The organism is Pseudomonas sp. SORGH_AS_0199 (genome assembly GCF_031453735.1).
In the GTDB taxonomy this organism is placed as follows: Bacteria; Pseudomonadota; Gammaproteobacteria; order Pseudomonadales; family Pseudomonadaceae; genus Chryseomonas; species Chryseomonas aestiva.
Genome location: NZ_JAVJAE010000001.1, coordinates 3,259,866 through 3,281,132 on the forward strand (window position 1 = coordinate 3,259,866; position 21,267 = coordinate 3,281,132).

Annotated in this window: 20 protein-coding genes and 1 pseudogene; 12 read left to right on the forward strand and 9 right to left on the reverse strand. The window is 68.4% G+C overall.

Annotation, left to right across the window (positions count from 1 at the left end; genetic code table 11):
- The first annotated feature begins 45 nt into the window (after positions 1-45).
- Both madL and madM read left to right on the forward strand, forming a co-directional pair.
- Positions 46-450: a malonate transporter subunit MadL gene (gene madL, locus QE444_RS15360; protein WP_187979432.1), complete on the forward strand. Its 405-nt coding sequence runs from the start codon at positions 46-48 to the stop codon at positions 448-450.
- 8 nt (positions 451-458) lie between these two features.
- Positions 459-1,226, forward strand: coding sequence for a malonate transporter subunit MadM (gene madM / locus QE444_RS15365; RefSeq protein ID WP_187981361.1), 768 nt, complete (start codon positions 459-461; stop codon positions 1,224-1,226).
- A 9-nt stretch (positions 1,227-1,235) separates the two neighbouring features.
- On the opposite strand, the gene QE444_RS15370 is transcribed toward madM, so the two are convergent.
- A complete protein-coding gene (locus QE444_RS15370; protein WP_158891024.1) occupies positions 1,236-2,144 on the reverse strand; it encodes a LysR family transcriptional regulator in 909 nt (302 codons plus the stop codon).
- A 133-nt stretch (positions 2,145-2,277) separates the two neighbouring features.
- On the opposite strand from QE444_RS15370, the gene QE444_RS15375 reads away from it, so the two are divergent.
- From QE444_RS15375 to QE444_RS15385, 3 genes are all read left to right on the forward strand, one after another.
- The gene (locus QE444_RS15375; RefSeq protein ID WP_309739572.1) at positions 2,278-3,177 is read left to right on the forward strand and encodes a LysR substrate-binding domain-containing protein; all 900 of its coding nucleotides are present in this window, start codon (positions 2,278-2,280) and stop codon (positions 3,175-3,177) included.
- A gap of 188 nt (positions 3,178-3,365) precedes the next feature.
- Positions 3,366-4,682 carry an MFS transporter gene (locus QE444_RS15380; protein WP_285388274.1) on the forward strand — a complete coding sequence of 439 codons (1,317 nt, stop codon included), beginning with the start codon at positions 3,366-3,368 and terminating at the stop codon, positions 4,680-4,682.
- A gap of 47 nt (positions 4,683-4,729) precedes the next feature.
- Complete coding sequence (locus QE444_RS15385) at positions 4,730-5,728, forward strand: succinylglutamate desuccinylase/aspartoacylase family protein (RefSeq protein WP_309739575.1); 999 nt, start codon at positions 4,730-4,732, stop codon at positions 5,726-5,728.
- A gap of 54 nt (positions 5,729-5,782) precedes the next feature.
- Here QE444_RS15385 and QE444_RS15390 read toward each other — a convergent pair whose 3' ends face one another.
- From QE444_RS15390 to QE444_RS15405, 4 genes are all read right to left on the reverse strand, one after another.
- Entirely contained in the window at positions 5,783-6,781 is a 999-nt protein-coding gene (locus QE444_RS15390; protein ID WP_133860726.1) for a transketolase family protein, read from the reverse strand.
- Complete coding sequence (locus QE444_RS15395; protein ID WP_309739579.1) at positions 6,781-7,629, reverse strand: transketolase; 849 nt, start codon at positions 7,627-7,629, stop codon at positions 6,781-6,783. The genes QE444_RS15390 and QE444_RS15395 overlap by 1 nt, the downstream gene beginning before the upstream one ends.
- Positions 7,630-7,643: 14 nt before the next feature.
- Positions 7,644-8,942: an MFS transporter gene (locus tag QE444_RS15400; RefSeq protein WP_187979434.1), complete on the reverse strand. Its 1,299-nt coding sequence runs from the start codon at positions 8,940-8,942 to the stop codon at positions 7,644-7,646.
- A gap of 78 nt (positions 8,943-9,020) precedes the next feature.
- Positions 9,021-9,770 carry an SDR family NAD(P)-dependent oxidoreductase gene (locus tag QE444_RS15405; protein ID WP_187981362.1) on the reverse strand — a complete coding sequence of 250 codons (750 nt, stop codon included), beginning with the start codon at positions 9,768-9,770 and terminating at the stop codon, positions 9,021-9,023.
- 194 nt (positions 9,771-9,964) lie between these two features.
- On the opposite strand from QE444_RS15405, the gene QE444_RS15410 reads away from it, so the two are divergent.
- Positions 9,965-10,876, forward strand: coding sequence for a LysR substrate-binding domain-containing protein (locus tag QE444_RS15410; RefSeq protein WP_273862061.1), 912 nt, complete (start codon positions 9,965-9,967; stop codon positions 10,874-10,876).
- On the opposite strand, the gene QE444_RS15415 is transcribed toward QE444_RS15410, so the two are convergent.
- The gene (locus tag QE444_RS15415) at positions 10,873-11,754 is read right to left on the reverse strand and encodes a LysR family transcriptional regulator (RefSeq protein ID WP_309739581.1); all 882 of its coding nucleotides are present in this window, start codon (positions 11,752-11,754) and stop codon (positions 10,873-10,875) included. The two genes, QE444_RS15410 and QE444_RS15415, sit on opposite strands and share 4 nt — an antisense overlap.
- Positions 11,755-11,882: 128 nt before the next feature.
- Here QE444_RS15415 and QE444_RS15420 point away from each other — a divergent pair, with 128 nt between their 5' ends.
- The 3 genes from QE444_RS15420 to QE444_RS15430 are packed head-to-tail and all read left to right on the forward strand — an operon-like array spanning position 11,883 to position 14,857.
- Positions 11,883-13,193, forward strand: a complete 1,311-nt coding sequence (locus tag QE444_RS15420; protein ID WP_309739583.1) for a citrate:proton symporter — start codon at positions 11,883-11,885, stop codon at positions 13,191-13,193.
- Positions 13,194-14,546, forward strand: a complete 1,353-nt coding sequence (locus QE444_RS15425; RefSeq protein WP_309739585.1) for an acyclic terpene utilization AtuA family protein — start codon at positions 13,194-13,196, stop codon at positions 14,544-14,546.
- Positions 14,543-14,857, forward strand: coding sequence for a hypothetical protein (locus QE444_RS15430; RefSeq protein WP_309739588.1), 315 nt, complete (start codon positions 14,543-14,545; stop codon positions 14,855-14,857). The genes QE444_RS15425 and QE444_RS15430 overlap by 4 nt, the downstream gene beginning before the upstream one ends.
- Here the strand turns inward: QE444_RS15430 and QE444_RS15435 are convergent.
- Positions 14,854-15,147 (reverse strand): hypothetical protein, encoded by a 294-nt coding sequence (locus tag QE444_RS15435; protein ID WP_187979439.1) that lies wholly within the window; start codon positions 15,145-15,147, stop codon positions 14,854-14,856. The genes QE444_RS15430 and QE444_RS15435 overlap by 4 nt on opposite strands.
- 263 nt (positions 15,148-15,410) lie before the next feature.
- Here QE444_RS15435 and QE444_RS15440 point away from each other — a divergent pair, with 263 nt between their 5' ends.
- Positions 15,411-15,806 (forward strand): hypothetical protein, encoded by a 396-nt coding sequence (locus tag QE444_RS15440; protein WP_309739590.1) that lies wholly within the window; start codon positions 15,411-15,413, stop codon positions 15,804-15,806.
- A 16-nt stretch (positions 15,807-15,822) separates the two neighbouring features.
- Here the strand turns inward: QE444_RS15440 and QE444_RS15445 are convergent, their stop codons facing one another.
- Positions 15,823-16,794, reverse strand: coding sequence for an SDR family NAD(P)-dependent oxidoreductase (locus tag QE444_RS15445; protein WP_309739593.1), 972 nt, complete (start codon positions 16,792-16,794; stop codon positions 15,823-15,825).
- Positions 16,795-16,963: 169 nt separating this feature from the next.
- Positions 16,964-18,848: pseudogene (locus QE444_RS15450) on the reverse strand (sigma-54-dependent Fis family transcriptional regulator).
- Positions 18,849-19,213: 365 nt separating this feature from the next.
- Between QE444_RS15450 and QE444_RS15455 the strand changes: the two are divergent.
- Entirely contained in the window at positions 19,214-20,263 is a 1,050-nt protein-coding gene (locus QE444_RS15455) for an ATP-NAD kinase family protein (RefSeq protein WP_273862069.1), read from the forward strand.
- A gap of 1 nt (position 20,264) precedes the next feature.
- On the forward strand, positions 20,265-21,242 hold the full coding sequence (locus tag QE444_RS15460; protein ID WP_133860739.1) for a thiamine pyrophosphate-dependent dehydrogenase E1 component subunit alpha: 978 nt from the start codon (positions 20,265-20,267) through the stop codon (positions 21,240-21,242).
- The last annotated feature ends 25 nt before the right edge of the window (positions 21,243-21,267 follow it).

A 21,267-nucleotide genomic window follows, 5' to 3' on the forward strand; every position in this document is an offset into this window, starting at 1 on the left:
GGCCAGGCTTCACCCCACCCCCAAGCACAACCGAGGACAACAACAATGATCATCTACGGTGTCGCTTTACTTTCCCTCTGCACCCTGGCCGGCATCTTCGCCGGCGAAGTCCTGGGCCGGCTCATCGGCGTGCCCGCCAACGTCGGCGGTGTCGGCATCGCCATGTTGCTGCTGATCTTCTTCAGCAGCTGGATCAGCAATCGCGGCACCGGCCTCAAGCCCAAGACCGAACAGGGCGTGGAGTTCTGGAGTGCCATCTACATCCCCATCGTGGTCGCCATGGCGGCGCAGCAGAACGTGGTGGGAGCCCTGCACAGCGGCCCCATGGCCATCCTCGCCGGCCTGACGGCAGTGGGTATCGCCTTCGCCCTGGTGCCGGTGCTCGATCGCCTGGGTCGCAAGAAGCCTGCCACAGCCACCCCCGCTTCCCTTAGCCAGACCGCCCGGTGACCGCCATGCTGATCGAAGCCCTGAGCAAGACCACCCAGTCCTACGGTTTGATCGCCTCCTTCGCCGTGATCGGCGTCATCATGTGGGTTTCCTACTGGCTCTCCGACAAACTCACCCGCGGTCGCCTGCACGGCTCGGCCATCGCCATCTTTCTCGGCCTGCTGCTCGCCTATGTCGGCGGGGTCGTCAGCGGTGGCCAGAAGGGCCTGGTCGACCTGCCGCTGCTGGGCGGCCTGGGCCTGCTCGGCGGCGCCATGCTGCGCGACTTCGCCATCGCCGCGACGGCCTTTGGCGTCAACATGCGCGAGCTGCGCGAAGCGGGCATCGCCGGAGTCATCGCCCTGCTGATGGGGGTGTTCTCTTCCTTCATCGCTGGCGTCGCCATCGCCCTGGCCTTTGGCTACACCGACGCCGTGAGCCTCACCACCATCGGCGCGGGCGCGGTGACCTACATCGTCGGTCCGGTCACCGGCGCGGCCATCGGCGCCAGCTCCGACGTCATGGCGCTGTCCATCGCCGCCGGCCTGGTGAAGTCCATCGTGGTGATGATCGCCACGCCCTTCCTGGCGCCCTACATCGGCCTGAATAATCCGCGCACGGCGGTGATCTTTGGCGGCCTGATGGGCACCTCCAGCGGCGTGGCCGGAGGCCTCGCCGCCACCGATCCGCGCCTGGTGCCCTATGGTTGCCTGACGGCGGCCTTCTACACGGCCCTGGGATGTCTGCTCGGCCCTTCGCTGCTGTTCCTGGCGACCCGCGCCGTCGTCGGCGGTTGAGACGCGGAGTCAGCCGCGCGCGTACATCCGGCATTCGGCGACGAAGGCCAGCAGATTGGGATCGCGCTCGCGGCTGCGCAGGAACACCGCGCCGATGCGCTGCTGCAGCCGGTAGCGCGGCGCCAGGGGCAGCAGCTTGAGGCGACTCTGGTAGACCGCCTCGACCCGCCCGGGCAACAGCGCGTAGCCCACCCCGGAGCTGACCATGCTCATCAGCGAGAAGATGTCGTTGACCTGCATGATCACCTCCGGCTCGAACCCGGCCTGGGCGAACACCTGGCGGCCGTCGCGAAAGGTGGCGAAGCCCTGGGTCAGGGTCACGAAGGGCACCCCCGCGAGGTCGCGCAGGTCCACCTCGGCCTGGTCGGCGAAGGGCGAGTCGCTGGGCGCGGCGAGAAAGATGTCGTCACTGAACAGCTCGACGCTCTCGCAGTCAGCATCCACCACGGCGTCGTCCAGGGCCACCAGCATGGCGTCCAGCTTGAAGTCGTGCAGCTGCACGGCGAGGTCGGCGTTGGAGCCCAGCACCAGGTCAATGTTGAGTTCGCTGCGCCTGAGCTTGAGGCCCATGATCAGCTGGGGCACGGTCTTGACCGTCAGCGAATAGAGCGCGCCCAGGCGGAAGCGATCGGCCGAAAAGCCGGCCGCCTGCCGCGTGAGGCGTACCGTCTCGGCCAGGTCCTGCATCAGTCGTTCGGCCCGTGCCTCCAGCACGAAGGCGCCATCCAGCGGCGTCAGGGTGCGCCCCTCGTGCTTGAACAGCGGACAGCGCAGGGCGTTCTCCAGCGAATGGATGGCGCGGTGCACGCTGACATGGCTGGTACCCAGCTCGGCGGCGGCCCGCGCCAGGTTCCGGCTGCGCATGAAGGCCAGGAAGATCTCCAGCTTGCGCAGGGTGAGTTCATCGGTATCGGACATGGCAGCCAGCAGGCGATGGAAGACAGCTGCCCACCTTGCCCGGATGGGCGGGCGGCGTCGAGTCCCGGCCCGGACTGGTCGTGAACGCTGCCAGGCCGTACCCTGCCCTGGCTCCGAAACAGGTCTGGGATCTATGCAACTGGAATGGCTGGAAGACTTCATCGAATTGGCCCGCACCCGTAGTTTCTCGCGGGCGGCGGAAAACCGTTTCGTCACCCACCCGGCGTTCGGTCGACGTATCCGAGCCCTGGAAGACTGGTGCGGAGCTCCGCTGATCCGTCGTCAGCAGCCCATCAGCCTGACGCCCGAGGGCCTGCTGCTGCTGGAAACAGCGCGCGAGGTGGTCGACCGGCTGAGCGAATGCCGCTCGCTGTTCCAGGGCACCGCCCTGCAGCGCGAGCAGCCGATCCGCATTGCCACGGGCCGTACGCTGGCCAGCGACTTCTTTCCAGAGTGGTACGACAGCCTCAGTGCGCGCTTCGGAGAGTTTCCCGTCTCGCTCATTACCAGCGGTGCCCAGGAAGCCATCAGCCGACTGGCCGCGGGCGATGCCGATCTGATGCTGATCTTCAGCAGTCCGCTGACCGAACGACTGCTCGATCCCGTACGCTTCGACACCCTGGTCATCAGCCAGGACGAGCTGCTGCCGGTCAGTGCGCCGGATGCCAGCGGGCAACCCCGCCACCGTCTGGACGATGGCGCTCGCGTCGTACCCTGGCTGGCCTTCGCACCGTCGCTGGCGCTGCGTGGCGTCCTGGCCCGGCATCTCGCCCGCCTGCCGGGCAAGCTGGCCATGCGCATGATCTACCAGGCCGACTCCTACCCCGCCATCCACCAGATGGCGCGGCGCGGCCACGGCCTGGCCTGGCTGCCCCGCATGGTGGTACGCGAGTCCCTGGCCCAGGGCAGTCTGGTGCTAGCGGGATCGGCCAGTCTGGTCGCCACCTTCGACATCTGCCTGCACCGGCTGCGCGGTCGCCACGATGAACGCCTCGAACGCATCTGGCAGACCCTGGTGGAAACTGCCTCATAACGGTGCACGGCGAAATAATCGGCTCCAGGCATTCGGCCAGCACGCAGGCTCTTGAGCCCCTGTGCCCACTTGGCCCTCAGTTGTGCCGAAACGGCAATTGAGCCACTGCCCAACCATGACCCAAGGTTGAACCTCACTCGTGAAGGCGCCGCCACCCTCGGCCGCGCTCCGCCAAGGGGAACCAGGCCATGTCGCACTCCATATCGACCCTTGCCAGCGCCGAGGCTGGCGCACCAGCCCGGCGTGGCTCCTGGAAGGAAATCTGCGCGGCCGGCATCGGCAACGCCCTGGAATTCTACGACCTGCTGATCTACGGCTATTTCGCCGTCATTATCAGCCGGCAGTTCTTTCCGGCGGAAAATGAAACCACCTCCCTGCTGCTGAGCGTGGCCACCTTCGCCATCTCCTTCATCATGCGGCCGCTGGGCGCCGTGGTACTGGGCTCCTACACCGACCGCCGCGGTCGCAAGGCCTCGCTAACGCTGTCCATCGCCCTGATGATGATCGGCACCCTGCTGATGACCTGCGTGCCCACCTACGGCCAGATCGGCCTGCTGGCGCCGCTGATCGTGATCATCGCGCGGATGCTGCAGGGCTTTTCCAGCGGCGGCGAGTTCGGCGCCTGCACCGCCTTCATGGCCGAGAACGCCACTGAGGGTCGGCGCGGCTTCTTCGCCAGTTGGCAGCTGTCCACTCAGGGCCTGGCCACGGTCTTCGCCGCTGGCGTAGCGGCGGTCCTGAGCTATGTGCTCAGCCCGGCGCAGCTGGACGACTGGGGCTGGCGCCTGGCCTTCGGCATCGGTCTGCTGATTGGTCCGATCGGCCTCTATATCCGCCGGCAGATGGATGAAACGCCTGAATTCAAGGCGCTGGCCCGCCGCGAAGGCCCGGACCCGACCCCAGTGCGGGATCTGCTGCAGGCCGACTGGCGCGTGCTGCTGCTGTGCATCGGCGTGGTGTCCGGCGCCACTGCCTTCAACTACGTGCACAAGCTGTACATGCCCACCTACGCCATGAAGCAGCTGCACATCGCCGCCACCTCCTCCTTTCTGGGCGCCTTCATCACTGGCCTTGCCATCATGCTGATGTCTCCGGTGTTCGGCATCCTGTCCGATCGCTTCGGCCGCCTGCGGGTGCTGGGCATCGCCATGACCCTGGTCGGCCTGTCGTCCTACCCGCTGTTCCTGCTGCTCAACGCCCTGCCCTCCATCACCACCCTGCTGCTGGTGCAGGCGCTCGTGGGCGTCTTGATCGCCGCATCCCTCGGGCCGATCCCGGCCATGCTGGCCGACGCCTTTCCCACCCGCACCCGCGGCTCGGGCCTGTCGCTGAGCTACAACTTCTCGGTCACGGCCTTTGGCGGCTTCGCCCCGTTGGTGGTGACCTGGATGATCAACAGCAGTGGTGACAATCTGGCCCCCAGCTATTACGTGATGGCCACCGCCGCCCTGAGCCTGGTATCGATCCTGGCGCTGACCCGCGCCCGGCGCCACGTCCCGTCCTGATCCACCGCCGGGGCCCGGCCCCGGCCTGCCCACCCTAGGAGCCTGCCATGACCACTCTCGCCCAGATCCGTGCCGGTCTGCCCCGCTACCCCATCGAAGTCGCGTTTCCGGACGTCGACCGCTGGAAGACCGGCAACACCGGCATCGACTATGTCCACACCTTCGACAGCGGCGTCGCAGGTCCTCACGTGGCCATCATGGCCCTGACCCACGGCAACGAGGTCAGCGGCGCCATCGCCGTCGACGAATTGCTGCGCCGAGGTATCCGTCCGCAACGCGGCAAGCTGACCCTGGCCTTTGGCAACGTGGCCGCCTACCACGCCTTTGACCCGGACGACATCGACGCCACCCGCTACATGGAGGAGGACATGAATCGCGTCTGGCTGCCACAGCGCCTCCAGGGTCCGGCCACCACGGCAGATCTGGCGCGCGCCCAGCAACTGCGCCCGCTGATCGACGAGATCGACTGGCTGCTGGATATTCATTCCATGCACGAGCATTCCGCGCCGCTGATGATGACCGGTCCCCTGGAAAAAGGGCTGCATCTGGCTGCCCAGCTGGGTACACCGGAATTCGTCATCGCCGACGCCGGGCATCAGAACGGTCGGCGCCTGCGTGACTTTGGCGGCTTTGGCGAAGGCGATAGTCCCAAGAACGCCCTGCTGATCGAAACCGGCCAGCACGTGCTGGCCGTGAGCCGCCAGATCGCCCTCGATTGCGTCGCGCGCTTCCTGCTATTGGCCGAGGTGGTGGATGAAGCTGCGGTGGCCGACCTGCTGCAGGTGGCCAAGCCGGCGCGCCAGCGCTTCCTGCGGGTGACCGATGCCATCGTCGCGGACACCCTGGACTTTCGCTTCACCCAGGACTTCAAGGGCCTTGAGACCATCGCCGAAGCGGGCACGCTCATCGCCACCGACGGCGAGCGCGAGATCCGTACGCCCTACGCCAACTGCGTGCTGATCCAGCCCTCGATCCGCCACCTGGGTAGCGGTGTCACTGTCGTGCGCCTGGCGCGGGAGCTGGGTGAAGACGAAGTGCCCCACTGAGATAGTGAGGCGCTGGGCTGCGGCGCCGCTGAGCGCGATCCGCAGCCCTATTCCCTACAACCAGCCCTTGATCTGCTGGCAGACCGCCGTGGTGGAGATGCCGTAGCGGTCGTGCAGGGTCGGCAGCGCCCCGGCGTCGAGGAAGGCGTCGGGCAATGCGATCTGGCGGAAGGTGGGCGTCACGCCGTTGCGCAGCAGGGTGGTCGCCACCGCCTCCCCCAGGCCACCGATCAGCGAATGGTTCTCCGCCGCCACCACCAGCCGCCCCGGCTTGCGGGCTTCCGCCAGGATCGTCGCCTCGTCCAGCGGCTTGATGGTCGGCACGTGCAGCACCGAGACGTCCACGCCATCCGCGGCCAGGGCCTCGGCGGCCTCCAGGGCGCGCATGGTCATCAGGCCGGTGGACACCACCAGCACGTCGCGACCGGGGCGCACCACCTGGGCCTTGCCGAGCTGGAACCGGTAGTCGTAGCGGTCCAGCACCAGGGGCACGTTGCCGCGCAGGAGGCGCATGTAGACCGGCCCCTGGTGGGCGGCGATGGCCGGCACCGCCTGCTCGATCTCCAGGGCGTCGCAGGGGTCGATGACCATGAGGTTGGGCATGGCGCGAAAGATCGCCAGGTCGTCGGTGGCCTGGTGGCTGGGGCCGTAGCCGGTGGTCAGCCCCGGCAGCCCGCAGACGATCTTGACGTTGAGATTCTCCTCGGCGATGGCCATGCAGATGAAGTCGTAGGCGCGGCGCGAGGCGAATACCGCATAGGTGGTGGCGAAGGGCACGCAGCCTTCGCGGGCCAGGCCGGCGGCGGCGCTCATCAGCAGCTGCTCGGCCATGCCCATCTGGTAGAAGCGCTCGGGATGGGCCTTGGCGAAGATGTGCAGGTCGGTGTACTTGGCCAGGTCGGCGGTGAGGCCGACGATGTCCTGGCGCTGCTCGGCCAGGGCCGCCAGGGCGTGACCGAACGGAGCCGGTCGCGTCGGCTGGCCCTCGGCGGCGATGCTGGCGATCATCGCCGAGGTGGTCAGGCGTGGCTTGGTGGCGGTGCTGGTAGTCATCAGAAGTCCCTCCCGGCATCCAGGGCATTGAGGGCCAGGGCCCATTCGTGCGCCTCGACGCGGATGAAGTGAGTCTTGTCGCGGGTTTCCAGGAAGGGCACGCCCTTGCCCATGCGGGTATCGCAGAGAATGATCCGGGGCTGTCGGCCGGGGTGCTGGCGGGCGCGATCGAAGGCGGCAACCAGTGCCGCGCGGTCGTTGCCGTCGACGCGCTGGACGAACCAGCCGAAGGCCTGCCAGCGCTCGGCCAGGGGTTCGAAGGCCAGGATCTCGCGGCAATGGCCGTCGGCCTGCTGGTTGTTCACGTCCACCAGGGCGATGAGATTGTCCAACTGCCAGTGGGAGGCCGACATGGCCGCTTCCCAGGTGGCGCCCTCGTTGAGTTCGCCATCGGACAGCAGGTTGTAGACGAAGGCGCCGGACTGCTTGCGCTTGAGACCGAGGCAGGCGCCCACGGCGATGCCCAGGCCCTGGCCGAGGGAACCGCCGGTGATCTCCATGCCCGGGGTGTAGGCGGCCATGCCCGACATGGGCAGGCGGCTGTCGTCGCAGCCATAGGTTTCCAGCTCTTCCTGCGGCACGATGCCGGCCTCGATCAGCGCGGCGTAGAGGGCTATCGCGTAGTGGCCGATGGACAGGTAGAAGCGGTCGCGCCCTTCCCACTCGGGGTCCTGTGGCTGGTAGCTCAGGGCGTGGAAGTAGGCGACGGCCAGGACGTCGGCGACGCCCAGGGCCTGGCCGACATAACCCTGGCCCTGGATCTGGCCCATGCGCAGGGCATGGCGGCGGATGTTGTGGGCGCGCTCGGCCAGCGAGAGCGGTGCGAGCTGTGGCGAAGAAGCGGTCATGATCTGTACCTCGATTAGCGATTGACCAGGGCGGCAGGAATGCGCAGGACCAGCGTGGCGCCTATCACCAGCACCCCGGTGATGAGGAACATGCCGATGGCGCTGGAGCCGGTGCTGGTGGTGATCCAGCCGATCAGGTAGGGCGAGCAGAAGCCGGCCAGGTTGGCGAAGCTATTCACCGCGGCGATGCCGGCGGCGGCGGTGACCCCGCCCAGCAGCGTGGTGGGCAGCATCCAGAACAGCGAGGACGCCGAAAGGACGCCGGCCGCAGCCAGGCACAGGCTGAGGATCGACAGGGTGACGTTGTGGCCGAAGACCGCGGCGAGGCTGAGTCCGCAGGCGCCCAGCAGCATGGGAATCACCAGATGCCAGCGGCGCTCCCGGTGCCGGTCGCCGCTGCGCCCGGCCAGCAGCATGGCGACGATGGCGCACATGTAGGGCAGGCTGGTGAGCAGGCCGATGTGCAGTGGATCGGCGACCCCCGAATTGCGCACCAGGGTCGGCAGCCAGAAGGTGATGGCGTACTGGCCCATGACCACGCAGAAGTAGATGGCGGCCAGCAGCCACAGCCGGCGATCACGGATGAAGTCGCGCACGCTGGCGTGCTCGGTCTTGTGCTGGTTGTCCTCGGCCAGTTCCTTCTGGATCAGCGCCTTTTCCTCGTCGTCCAGCCAGGTCGCCTGGTGCACGCCGTCCTTGAGATAGCCGAGCACCAACACCCCCACCAGCACCGTGGGGATGGCTTCGATGACGAACATCCACTGCCAGCCGGCCCAGCCGTGGACGCCGGCGAACTGATTCATGATCCAGCCCGAAAGCGGCCCGCCGATCATGCCCGACAGGGGAATGGCGACGAACCAGAGCACCGTCATGCGGGCGCGGCGGTAGGTGGGAAACCAGTAGGTGAGATAGAGCAGCAGACCGGGCGCCAGGCCCGCCTCAGCCACGCCGAGCAGGAAGCGCAGCAGATAGAACTGCCAGGCCGTCTCGACGAAGGCGAACAGCCCCGAAAGGATGCCCCAGGTGATCATGATGCGGGCGATCCAGCGTCGCGCGCCGACCTTGTGCAGGATGATGTTGCTGGGCACCTCGCAGAGGAAATAGCCAATGAAGAACATGCCGGCGCCGAGGCCGTAGACGGCTTCGCTCAGCGCCAGGTCGTTCATCATCTGCAGTTTGGCGAAGCCGACGTTGACCCGGTCCAGATAGGCGCAGAAGTAGCACAGCATCAGGAAGGGCATCAGCCGCCAGGCGGTCTTGCGATAGGCATTGGCGCGCGCCGAGGTGGCCGCTGCCAGGGTGAGCGTAGTCATGGTCTGATCTCTTGTTGTTATGGGCGCCGCAGCCGCGGGCCCCCTTGTCGATGCAGAGCGTTGAAAACGAGGGGGCGATCAGTGGATCAGCATGCCGCCGTTGACGTCCAGGGTGACGCCGGTCAGGTAGCCGGAGAGATCGCTGGCCAGGAACAGCGCGGCATTGGCCACGTCTTTGGGCTCGCCGAGGCGACCCAGCGGGATGCCGTCGATGATCGACTGGCGGCGCTCGTCGTGCATCAGTCCGCCGGTGATGTCGGTCTGGATCAGGCCTGGGGTCAGGGCATTCACGCGGACGCCGTCCGGCCCGAATTCCCGCGCCATCGCCCTGGTCAGGCCCAGCACCCCGGCCTTGGCGGCGCTGTAGTGCGGTCCGCCGAAGATGCCACCGCCACGCTGGGCGGACACCGAGGACAGGCAGACGATGCTGCCAGCGCCCTGCGCGCGCATGGCCGGGATCACCGCCTGGGACATCAGCAGGGTGCCGCGCAGGTTGACGTCGAGGATGCGGTCGTAGTCGGCGCGGCCGATCTCCAGGGTCTTCACCGGCTGGGTGATGCCGGCATTGTTGACCAGCACGTCGAGGCGACCGTACTGGGCGAGCGCCTGGTCGACCGCGGCCTTGACCTGGGCTTCGTCGGCCACGTTGGCCGCCAGGCCCAGGTGACCTTCGCCGAGGCTGGCGGCGGCATCCCGCGCGGCACTGGCATCGAGGTCGAGGATGATGACCCGCGCGCCCTGGGCGGCGAAGGCCTGGGCCGTGGCGCGACCGATGCCGCGCGCGGAGGCGGCGCCGGTGATGAGGGCGATCTTGTCTTGCAGCAGCAGGGCATTCAGGGGCATGACGCTATCCTTCTTGTTGTTGTGGAGGGCTGTCGCTGAGGGCCAGAGTGCCCCTGCCCCAGGGCCCCAGCAACGCAGCCTGCGTCAGACCGTGCTGAAAAAAATTCATGCCTGTGGCTTGGCAGATCGGCCAGGCCTGTCGACAATCAGCCTCGAACTGGCCACAGAAGCCGCGCCCCATGGATTCCGCCAAGACGCTTTCCCTGCCACCCCTGAAAGCCCTTCAAGCCTTCGAGCAGACCGCCCGCTTCGCCAACGTCGCCCGCGCCGCCGAGCAACTGGCGCTGACGCCCTCGGCGGTCAGCCATCAGCTGGCCAAGCTGGAAGCCCTGGTGGGTCGCGCCCTCTTCGTCCGCGGCGCGCGCGGCATGACCCTGACCCCGGCCGGGGAGCAATACCTGGAAGAGGTCAGCGAGGTGCTGCACCGGCTGGCCATGGCCACGGATCGCGCGGCCAGCGATGCCGGCCTGGAATGCCTGCGCCTGCACTCGGCGCCGAGCTTCGGCCTGCTCTGGCTGATGCCGCGGCTGGAGCTGTTTCGCCAGAGTCATCCCGACCTGCAGATCAATCTCTCCTGCTCCTACGAATCCCTGCACTTCAGCCGCGACAAGGTCGACATCGACATCCGCCACGGCCTGCCCAGTTGGCCGAACCTGGAGATCCGCACCCTGCAGCGCGAACGCCTGGCGGTACTGGCCGCGCCGCAGTTGCTGGAAAAACGCCCGGTCCGGTCGCCGGCGGATCTGCTGCACAGTGAGCTGATCCTGTCCGAAGCCACCCTGATGAAGTGGCCCAACTGGTTCGCCCAGCAGGGCCTGGCGCTGCCGGAACGGCCCTACACCCTGAGTTTCGATCGCTCCTACATGACCCTGGAAGCCGCCCGCCATGGCCTGGGCTTCGCCCTGGAGAGCACGGTGCTGGCGGCGGACTATCTGGCTCGCGGCGATCTGGTGCGGGTGCTGCCCCAGGACGACGACCTGCCGGTGGCCGCGCACCACCTGGTGTTTCCCCGGGCGCACTCGCGCTACGCCCGGGTGCGGCGCTTTCTCGACTGGCTGCAACAGGAGCTGGGGCAGCCCTTCGACTATTAGCCTGCCTGCAGCCGCTGCCGAAGCAAGGCGACGAAGGCCTGGGCCGCCGGGGTGAGGCTGCGGCCGCTGGGGGTCAGGATGCCCAGCGGCCGGGCCAGGCTCTCGCCACGGACCGGCAGGGCCACCACCGGGGCCTCGCCGCCCGCCGATTCCGGCAGCAGGGCGAGGCCCTGGCCGGCCGCCACCAGGGCCAGCAGGGTGCTCATGTAGTTGGCTTCCAGCGCCGCCACCAGGCGCAGGCCGGCGGCGGCGAAGGCGAAGTCCAGGCATTCGCGCACGCTGCTGTCGCGACCGGTGAGCAGCAGGGGTATGGCGTCGAGTTCGCCCAGGGTGATTTCGGCGCGGCCTGCCCAGGGATGGTCGCGAGGGACGAACAGCTGCAGGTGATCGACGTACAGCGGCTGGAACTCCAGGCCCACGGCCCGTGGCCGGACGCCGATGCCCAGATCCACCTGCCCTTCCCGGACCAGCGCCTCGACTCTACCGGCCACCACGTCCTGCAGGCGGACCTCGATGGCCGGATGACGGGCCTGGAAGGTCTTCAGCAATTCGGAAAAGGGACCCATGAAGAAGGACGGCAAGGCCGCCAGGGTGATCCGCCCGCGGCGCAGACCCGCCAGGTCCCGGGCATGGGTCTGGACATCGCCCAGGTCTACCAGGACGCGTTCCAGGGGCCCACGCAGTTCTTCGCCGGCGGTGGTGAGCTGGACCCTTCGCGGGGTGCGTTCGAGCAGTTGCACCTCCAGCCAGGCTTCGAGTTGCTGGATCTGCACGGTGAGCGCCGGAGGGGACAGGTGCAACTCCTCGGCCGCGCGGGCGAAGGAGCCCTGGCGGGCCACGGCGAGAAAGGCCTGCACGTGTTGGAGCAGATTCTTCATTTTGTTTTTCTGAACGCTGCTTCGGAAGATTCCAATTTACAGGACATCGGACGTCTTCGAATACTGGACCCACAACAACAAAACCTCCCGTGCGCCCGCTTGCCGCGCCACGGTCCAAGGAGTCCGCCATGCTCGCCCTGCTCGGTGTCGTCACCATTCTTGCGTTGCTCGTCGCGGTCATGAGCAAACGCGTCTCGCCCCTGGTCGCCCTGATCGTCATTCCCATCGCCGCGGCCCTGATCGGTGGCTTCGGCCTGGGCACCAGCGCCTTCATCATCGCCGGTATCAAGGGCGTCGCCCCGGTGATCGGCATGTTCGTCTTCGCCATCCTGTTCTTCGGCATCATGACCGACGCCGGGATGCTCGATCCCATCATCGACCGCATCCTGCGCACCGTCGGCACTCGGCCGACGCGCATCGTCTGCGGCAGCGCCCTGCTCGCCCTGCTGGTGCACCTGGACGGCTCCGGCGCGGTGACCTTCCTGGTGACCATACCCGCCATGCTGCCGCTCTATACCCGCCTCGGGCTGGACCGGCGCATCCTGGCCTGCGTGGCCGCCATGGCCGCCGGGGTCAACTTCCTGCCGTGGACGGGCCCGGTGCTGCGCTCCTCCGCCGCCCTGCACGTGCCGGTGGCCGATCTGTTCCAGCCACTGATCCCGGTGCAGCTGGTGGGTCTGGCCTTTGTCTTCGCCAGTGCCTGGTGGCTCGGCCGCCGCGAGGAGAAGCGCCTGACCCTGGCCGGCCAGGCGCCCTGGCTGAATGCCGAAGGTGCCGGTGCCGCACCGGAGCGGGTACTCAGCGATGCCGAGCGCGCCCTGCGCCGCCCCGGGCGTTTCTGGATCAACCTGCTGCTGACCCTGGTGGTGATGGGCGTGATGATCGCCGGCTGGGTCGATCCGGTGGTGATGTTCATGCTCGGCACCGTCGCCGCGCTGTGCCTGAACTACCCCTCGGTGGACGCCCAGAAGGCGCGCATCGACGCCCATGCCAAGACCGCCCTGACCATGGCCAGCATCCTGTTCGCCGCCGGGGTCTTCACCGGCATCATGCAGGGCAGCGGCATGCTCAAGGCCATGGCCCAGGTAGCGGTGGCGGGCATCCCGGCTGGCCACGGGCAATTGATCCCGGCGGTGGTGGGCTTCCTGTCCATGCCGCTGAGCCTGCTGTTCGATCCGGATTCCTTCTACTTCGGCGTCATGCCGGTGATCGCCGAGGTCGGCCGCAACCTGGGGGTCGATCCGGTGCAGGTGGCTCAGGCCTCGCTGCTCGGCGTGCACACCACCGGCTTCCCGGTCAGCCCCCTGACCCCGGCGACCTTCCTGCTGGTAGGCCTGTGCAAGCTGGACCTGGCCGATCACCAGCGCTTCACCATCCCCTTCCTGTTCGCGGCCTCGGTGCTGATGACCCTGACCGCCCTGCTCCTGGGAGTCTTCTAGATGAGCCGTCTTCTTCGCATTGGCTGCGGCGCCGGCTATTCCGGTGATCGCATCGAACCCGCCGTGGAGCTGGCCGAGCATGGCCGCCTCGACTACCTGGTGTTCGAATGCCTGGCCGAACGCACCATCGCCCTGGCGCAACAGGCGCGGCTGGCCGATCCCGAGGCCGGTTTCGATCCGCTGCTGGAGGCACGGATGCGGCGCATCCTGCCGCTGCTGAATCAGGCGGATCGTCCGCGCCTGCGGGTGATCACCAACATGGGCGCCGCCCATCCCTCCGCCGCGGCGCGCAAGGTCGCGGCCCTGGCGCGAGAGCTGGGCGTCACCGGGCTGAAGATCGCTGCGGTGGCCGGCGACGACGTGCTGGCCCAGCTGCCCGCCGACGCCCTGCTGGACAGCGGCCAGACCCTGGCCGAACTGGGCGACCGGGTGATCTCGGCCAATGCCTACCTGGGGGTGGAAGGCATCGTCCAGGCCCTGGAAGCGAATGCCGATGTCATCATCACCAGCCGGGTAGCCGATCCCTCGCTGTTCCTCGCGCCCCTGGTGCATGAATTCGGCTGGGCGGCGGATGACTGGGAACGTCGCGGGCGCGGCACCCTGGTCGGTCATCTGTTGGAATGCGCCGGTCAGGTCACCGGCGGCTACTTCGCCGATCCCGGTTACAAGAACGTACCCGACCTCGCTCGCCTGGGCTTTCCCCTGGCCGAGGTGGACGCCGAGGGCCAGGCGACCCTCACCAAGGTCGCGGGCTCCGGCGGCTGCGTGACGCCGGCGACCTGCACCGAGCAACTGCTCTATGAAGTACACGATCCGGCGGCCTATCTGACGCCGGACGTCACCGCCGACTTTTCCGGCGTTGCCCTGCAGCAGTCCGCGCCGGACCGGGTCGCGGTCAGCGGAGCCCGGGGCAAGGCGCGACCCGCGCAGCTCAAGGTCTCGGTGGGTTATCGCGACGGCTGGCATGGCGAAGGCCAGCTGTCCTACGCCGGACCAGGCGCCCTGGCCCGCGCCCGCCTGGCGGCTGAGGTGGTGCGCGAGCGTCTGCAACTCTGTGGCGTACCGGTTCAGGAGCTGCGCTGCGAACTGATCGGCTGCGACGCCCTGCACGGCGAGACGCTGGCCGCGCGCGCTACCGGCGAACCCTGGGAGGTCCGCTTGCGGGTGGTCGGGCGCTGCGCTACCCGCGCGGCGGCGGTGCAGATCGGCAACGAGGTGGAAACCCTCTATACCAATGGGCCGGCCGGCGGCGGTGGCGCCACCAAGGCGGTCCGCGAGGTGATCGCCGTGGCCTCGCTGCTGTGGCCGCGTGCGGCCGTCACCCCTACCCTGGAGCTGGAGACGCTGCCATGAAACTGCGTGAGATCGCCCATGTCCGTACCGGCGACAAGGGAGACACTTCGAACATGGCGGTGATCGCCTATCGCCGTGAAGATTTCGAGCGCCTGCGCCAGGCGCTGACCGCGGAACGGGTCGCCGCCTGGTTCGCCGGCAGCCGACCCGCCGACGCCGCGCCTGTGCGCCGCTACGAGTTGCCCGCCTTGGGCGCGCTGAATTTCGTGCTGCCCGGCGCCCTGCGCGGCGGCGTCACCCGCTCGCTGGCGCTGGATGCCCATGGCAAGGGGCTGGGCGCGGCCTTGCTGGATCTGGAGCTGACGGACTAGCCGCACGGCTCAACCCGGGTGCCGACACCCGCGCCGGGCAGGCGCGTCAGCAGGATGGTGTCCTTGTCGAGAGGCACCTGGGCACCCTTGCGTCTGAGTTCGTTGATGGCATGCAACAGGATCAGATTCACCTGCTCGACCTCGCGCATGTCGTCCGCCTTGAGCAGCCGCGACACCCGCACATTGTGATCGGCCTCGATGAGCGTGATCAGCAGGCCGTCACTGCGCCGCTCCAGCTCATGGCGCACGGGTGGATCGAGTTGGGCCAAGCGTTCATGCAACCTGTTCATCTGCAGGCTCCCGAAGGAACGTTACCCACTTGAGGCTAGCCGCCGCGGTAGAGAACGCAAGGCGTCCGTGTCGCTGTGTCATACCAGGGTCAGGAGAGGGTGTACCGCGGCCAAGAAGCGGCTGAGGTCTGTCACGAAGCTGCCATCAGTATCCGGCAGGCTGGGCCTCCTGACCGCCACGTCGTGGCAGAGGCCGATCCATGGATACCCGCCCCGCCCTCCGCCACCGCACCCCGGCAGTCTCTCCTTCGACGCGCGCGGCCTTGTCTGCCAGGACGGCCTGCCATCGTCACGCCGAGGCGCATAGTCAACGCATCGCCCTGGCCACCCGGCATCTGATAGCGCTCGGGCATCTGCAGATCCTCTTGGTGACAGCCCGGCAACGGTCGGTCGCCGAGGCCGACGCCGAATTACAGGCACATTGCCAGGTCATGCTGGCGGAGGGGCTGCCACTGCTGCCGCGTCTGGAGCTCGACCTGGCGGCTCCCCCATACGGGCCGGAGCTTGCCGCCAGCCTGGCCGGCATCGCCCCGACCGCCCTGCTCTGCACCCAGCCGGCCCTGGCCAGGGCGCTGCAGACCGCCCTTGCGTCCCAGGGAGAGCTGACCATCATGGGTCCCGAAACACGGGATGGGGCGCAGTACGCATCCTGGCACTAGCTCGGACGGTCACCTTTCAGAAATTCGTACCCCGTACGCCCTGCCCCGCCTGATCGGGCTGCTGCAGGTTGCCCGAAGTAGCGGTCTTGACCGGGTTCCAGTCGATCTCGGCGCGCTGCACCGCATCGGCGGTGAAGCGTTCATTGAGTTCCGGCGCCAGGCGATGGCTCCAGTAGGCCAGCTTCGCCTTGTAGCCTACGGTGATTTCCTTTTGCGGTTGCACCAGCGCCTTGACGATGGCCTGCACCGCCTTGTCCGGTGCGTCCTTGGTCGGCAGATCGGGACGGTGGCCGGTATAGGTGGCCGCATGGCCCCAGATCGGCGTATCCAGCGCCCAGGGCAGCACCGTCGACAGCTGAATGTTGGGCTGGCGTCCACGCCGCAGTTCCTGCTGGAGCACCCGGCCGAGGCTGAGCACCGCGGCCTTGGACGCCGAATAGGAGGCCTGATAGGCGTGGGGGATCTCGCCGTCGACCGACGCCACATTGACCAGCCGGCCATAGCCCTGGCGACGGAAGCGCTGCAGGGCCAGGTGAGTGCCAATGACCACGCCTTTCACATTGGTATCCAGCAGACGCAGATGATCGTCCAGCGGGATCTCCTCGAAGCGGCCCACCGCCACGACACCGGCATTGTTGATCCAGCCGTCGATGCGACCGAAGCGCTGCTCGGCCTGCTTGGCCAGGGCAGTCATCTGCGCCATGTCGGCGACATCGGTGGGCACTGCCAGGGCGGCCACGCCCAGGGCCTGGACCTCGACCGCCAGGGCTTCCAGCGCCTCGCTGCGCCGCGCTGCCAGCACCAGATTGGCACCGTGCCGGGCCAGCGCCAGAGCCACGCCACGACCGACACCACTGGAGGCGCCGGTGACGACGATGGTCCGGCCGCTCAGTTGCGGGTGATCAGGCCGCCCGGAACGCCGGGGCGAGGTGCGGTTCAACAGGGCCAGGGCGGCAGGCAGGGCAAGGAGCAGTGGCAGGGTACGCATCAGGGATCTTCCTCGGTTCTGTGTCTGAGGTGTGACCCATGGCCGACCGCACTGACGTCCCGCCTGGGACGACCGGGGCCCGGCGCGCCGACGGCAAGCGCTTCGCTTGATCGCCGGGATCGCCGCGCCAGGGCAGCCGCCGTGCCCCACGACCGTTCGGCGGAAGAGCTCAGTCTTCGGTCTGGCGATGCGGCATGACGATGCCGTGCAGCTTGAGCCGCCGATAGAGGGTGGCCCGGGAAACGCCCAGGGCACGGGCGGCGGGGATGGCCTTCCAGCGGTGCCGCACCAGGGCCGCCAGGATCGACCGTCGCTCCGGGCTGTCGACCTGGGGCTCAGGTTCGGTGAGCAACGCGCGTCCGGGGCGCAGGCTGGCCGGCAGGTGATCGAGGGTGATGCGGGCACCGTCGCACAGGGCGCAGGCGTAACGCAGCGCGTTGCGCAACTCGCGCACGTTGCCCGGCCAGTCATGTGCCAGGATGGCCTCCTGCGCCTGGGGCGTCAGCGCCGGCGCAGGACGCTCGCCGCTTTCCTCTTCGAGCAGCCGCCGCGCCAGCGCCAGGCGGTCGACACGTTCGCGCAGTGGTGGCAGCTGGAAGACGGCGCCATTGAGGCGATAGAACAGGTCTTCGCGAAACAGTCCGGCGGCGACCCGCGCCTGGAGGTCGCGGTGGGTGGCGCAGACCAGCCGTACATCGACCCGCCGCGCCTGGGCGCTGCCCACCGGCAGCACCTCGCCCTCGGCCAGCACCCGCAGCAGGCGCGTCTGCAGGGCCAGGGGCATGTCGCCGATCTCGTCGAGAAACAGGGTGCCGCCATCGGCCGCCACGATCAGGCCGTCGCGACCCTGGCGCTGGGCGCCGGTAAAGGCCCCCGCGGCATGACCGAACAATTCGCTCTCGATCAGGCTTTCCGGCAGCGCCGCGCAATTGAGGGCAATGAAGGGCCGCGCGCTGCGATCGCCGCCCTGGTGCAGGCCGCGGGCAAAGACCTCCTTACCGGTGCCGGTCTCCCCGGTCACCAGGATCGGCAGGCCGTGGCGATAGAGCCGCAGGGCGGTCGCGAGCGCCTGGCTGACCTGCGGCTCCTGTTCGTCTTCGGTCTCCAGGGCTTCGCGCACCAGGGGAATCACCACACCCGTGCGCGGCCGCGGCGCCCGGACCCGGGCGTGGAACTGCGCCTCGCCCAGGCGCAGGGGTTCAGGATCGTCCTCCTGCAACCGCGCTGGGGCATCGCGACCGAATAGCTCGTCGAGGCGCTGCGGCAGGTAGCCCAGCTGAGTGAGGCAGAGTTGCCGGGCCGGACGATTCAGACCGGTCAGGCGGCCATTCGAATCCCAGGCCAGCAGGTATTCCGGCTGGGGTGTCGAGATAACTGGCCTGGGCATGGCCGCAGAGCACCCAGTCGCCCCGGGCGCTGTGCATGAAGTAGGCATTCTCGATGCGCCGGGCGCTGTCGCGGGTGAATTGCTGGATCAGCAGCTGGCTGCGCCGGTCGTCCGGCGAGCGCGGCGCCGAGACGTCCAGCACGCCGAGCACCTCGCCGCTCGGCGCGAACACCGGCGCCGCGGTGCAGGTCAGTCCGGTGAAGGCCACGCGGAAGTGATCGGCCTTGTGCACCGTGACCGGCGCCCGGTCGGTCAGTACCGCGGCCACGCCGCAGGTACCCTCCTCCTGCTCGGACCAGCAGGTACCCAGATAGAGCCCGACGCGGCGGCATTCCTCATCGAGCCGGTCGCTGACCCGGTAATCCAGGGTATGGCCCTGGGCGTCGGCCAGCAGCACACAGTAGTCGGCCGCCTCGACCCGCGCATGCAGGGCGCCCAGTTCGCCATCGGCGACGCGCAGGAAGTCTTCCGCCGCCTGCTGGTGCTGGCGCAATTCGTAGCGCGAAAGGATGCGCGGCCCCCGCAGAGAGCCCGGGTCGAGCTGATATTGCTCGAAGGAACGGCGCCAGGAATCGAGGATGCGCCCGGGCGGACTGGCCGCGCGCAAGGGCGCGCGCAGGGCCTGGTCGATGGCGCGGGCGTGATAGCGGGCCTGGGTAGACAACATGGACGTCTCTCCCTGAATTCCGGTCATGGCATGGAAGGCCGGTCATTGTTCTGCCCTTCATTTAGCGCCCCCTGGCCCCGGCCTTCAAGTCCGCCGCGTCGTGAGACGAATCGTCTCAGCGTCTCGCCCTCCCGTCGCAGGCGTGAGACGCCCCGGCGCGCGGAGTCGCCCCTCCTACGACCAGTCGCCTCCATTCAAACCCGCGCCTTGCCTGCACTGCAGCGGATTCATCACGGTTTGGCACCGGCCTTGCTCAGGGCTCTGCGAGGCGCCTATCACAACGACAAGAGGGCCAGACCCATGAGCGCACCCTGGCATCACCGCACGGCTGCCCTGACCACCGGCCCGTGCCTCGGAGCTCAGCCATGCCCGTAACCGTCGGCATCCTGCCCAACCCGGCCTCGGGCCGTGACCTGCGCCGGCTGACCGGCAACGCCGCCCTGACCTCCAGCACCGACAAGGCCGGGGTGGTGATGCGCCTGCTGGCGGCCTTTGGCGCCACCGGCGTAGAGCGGGTGCTGCTGCCGCCGGACATGACCGGCATCGCGGCCGCCGTGCTCAAGGCCAGCGGCAGTCGCCAGGCCCGCGAGCAGCGCTGGCCGGAGCTTAGGTTTCTCAACCTGCCGCTGACCCAGACCGTGGACGACACCCGGCGCGCCGCGCGGCTGTTGCTGGCCCAGGGCGCGGCGGTGATCGCCGTGCTCGGCGGCGACGGCACCCACAAGGCGGTGGCCGCCGAGGTGGGCGACCTGCCGCTGCTGACCCTGTCCACCGGCACCAACAATGCCTTTCCCGAATTGCGCGAGGCCACCAGCGCCGGCCTGGCCGGTGGCCTGGTGGCGAGCGGCCGCATCGACCCGGCGCTGGCGCTGCGGCGCAACAAGCGGCTGCGGGTGGAAGTGCCGGAACGCGACATCCGCGACTGGGCGCTGGTGGACGTGGCGGTCTGTCGCCAGACCTATCTCGGTGCCCGCGCGGTGACCCGGGTGGAGGATCTCGCGGAAGTCTTCACCACTTTCGCCGAGCCCTGGGCCATCGGCCTGTCGGCCCTCTGCGGTCTCTGGCACCCCGTCGCGCGCAGCGCTCCCCATGGCGGCTGGGTGCGACTGGAGCCGGAAGCCCCGGCGCAACTGACCGTTCCCCTCGCCCCCGGCGTGCTGGCCCAGGCCGGCATCGCCGCCAGTGGCCTGCTGCTGCCCGGCGAACCCCGGATGCTGTCGCTGGCCACCGGCACCCTGGCGCTGGACGGCGAGCGGGAAATCGAATTCGGCCCCGAGGAGCGTCCGCAGGTGACGCTGGACCTCGACGGCCCCCTGAGCATCGACGTGGAGCGGGTACTGGAGCTGGCGGCGCAGCAGCGCCTGCTGGTCCGCCGCCTGCCCGCGTCGGCCCTCGGCAATCCTGGAGAACAATAAGATGAGCGAGACCGTAAGCGTCGAAAACCTGAGCCATGCCTACCGGGTGATGCGCACCATCCGCGTCTTCGAAGAGCGGCTGCACGTGGAATTCGCCACCGGCGAGATTCCCGGCTTCGTCCACCTCTATGCCGGCGAGGAGGCCTCGGCCGCCGGTGTCATGGCTCACCTGGGCCACGAGGACAGCATCGCCTCCACCCACCGCGGCCACGGCCATTGCATCGCCAAGGGCGTGGACGTCTACGGCATGATGGCCGAGATCTACGGCAAGAAGACCGGGGTCTGCCAGGGCAAGGGTGGCTCCATGCACATCGCCGACCTGGAAAAGGGCATGCTCGGTGCCAACGGCATCGTCGGGGCCGGCGCCCCGCTGGCCGCCGGCGCCGCCCTGGCCGCCAAGCTCAAGGGCAGCGACGCCGTTGCCGTGGCCTTCTTCGGTGACGGCGGCTCCAACGAGGGTGCGGTGTTCGAGGCCATGAATCTGGCCTCGGTGTGGAATCTGCCGTGCATCTTCGTCGCCGAGAACAACGGCTACGCCGAGGCCACCGCCTCGAACTGGTCGGTGGCCTGCGACCACATCGCCGATCGCGCAGCCGGCTTCGGCATGCCCGGGGTGACGGTGGACGGCTTCGACTTCTTCGCCGTCCATGAAGCCGCCGCGGCCGCCGTGGCCCGCGCCCGGGCCGGCGAAGGCCCCTCGCTGATCGAGGTGAAGTTCACCCGCTACTTCGGCCACTTCGAGGGCGACGCCCAGACCTATCGCGATCCCAACGAGGTCAAGCAGGCCCGGGAGCAGCGCGACTGCCTGATGCAATTCCGCGAGCGGGTGACGCGCTCCGGCCAACTCCAGCCCGCCCTGCTCGACAGCATCGACCAGGAGGTGGAACAGCTCATCGAAGACGCCGTGCGCAAGGCCAAGGCCGATCCCAAGCCCGGCCCGGAAGACCTGCTCACCGACGTCTACGTCACCTACGCCTGATCGGAAAACAACAAGGAGCGCCACC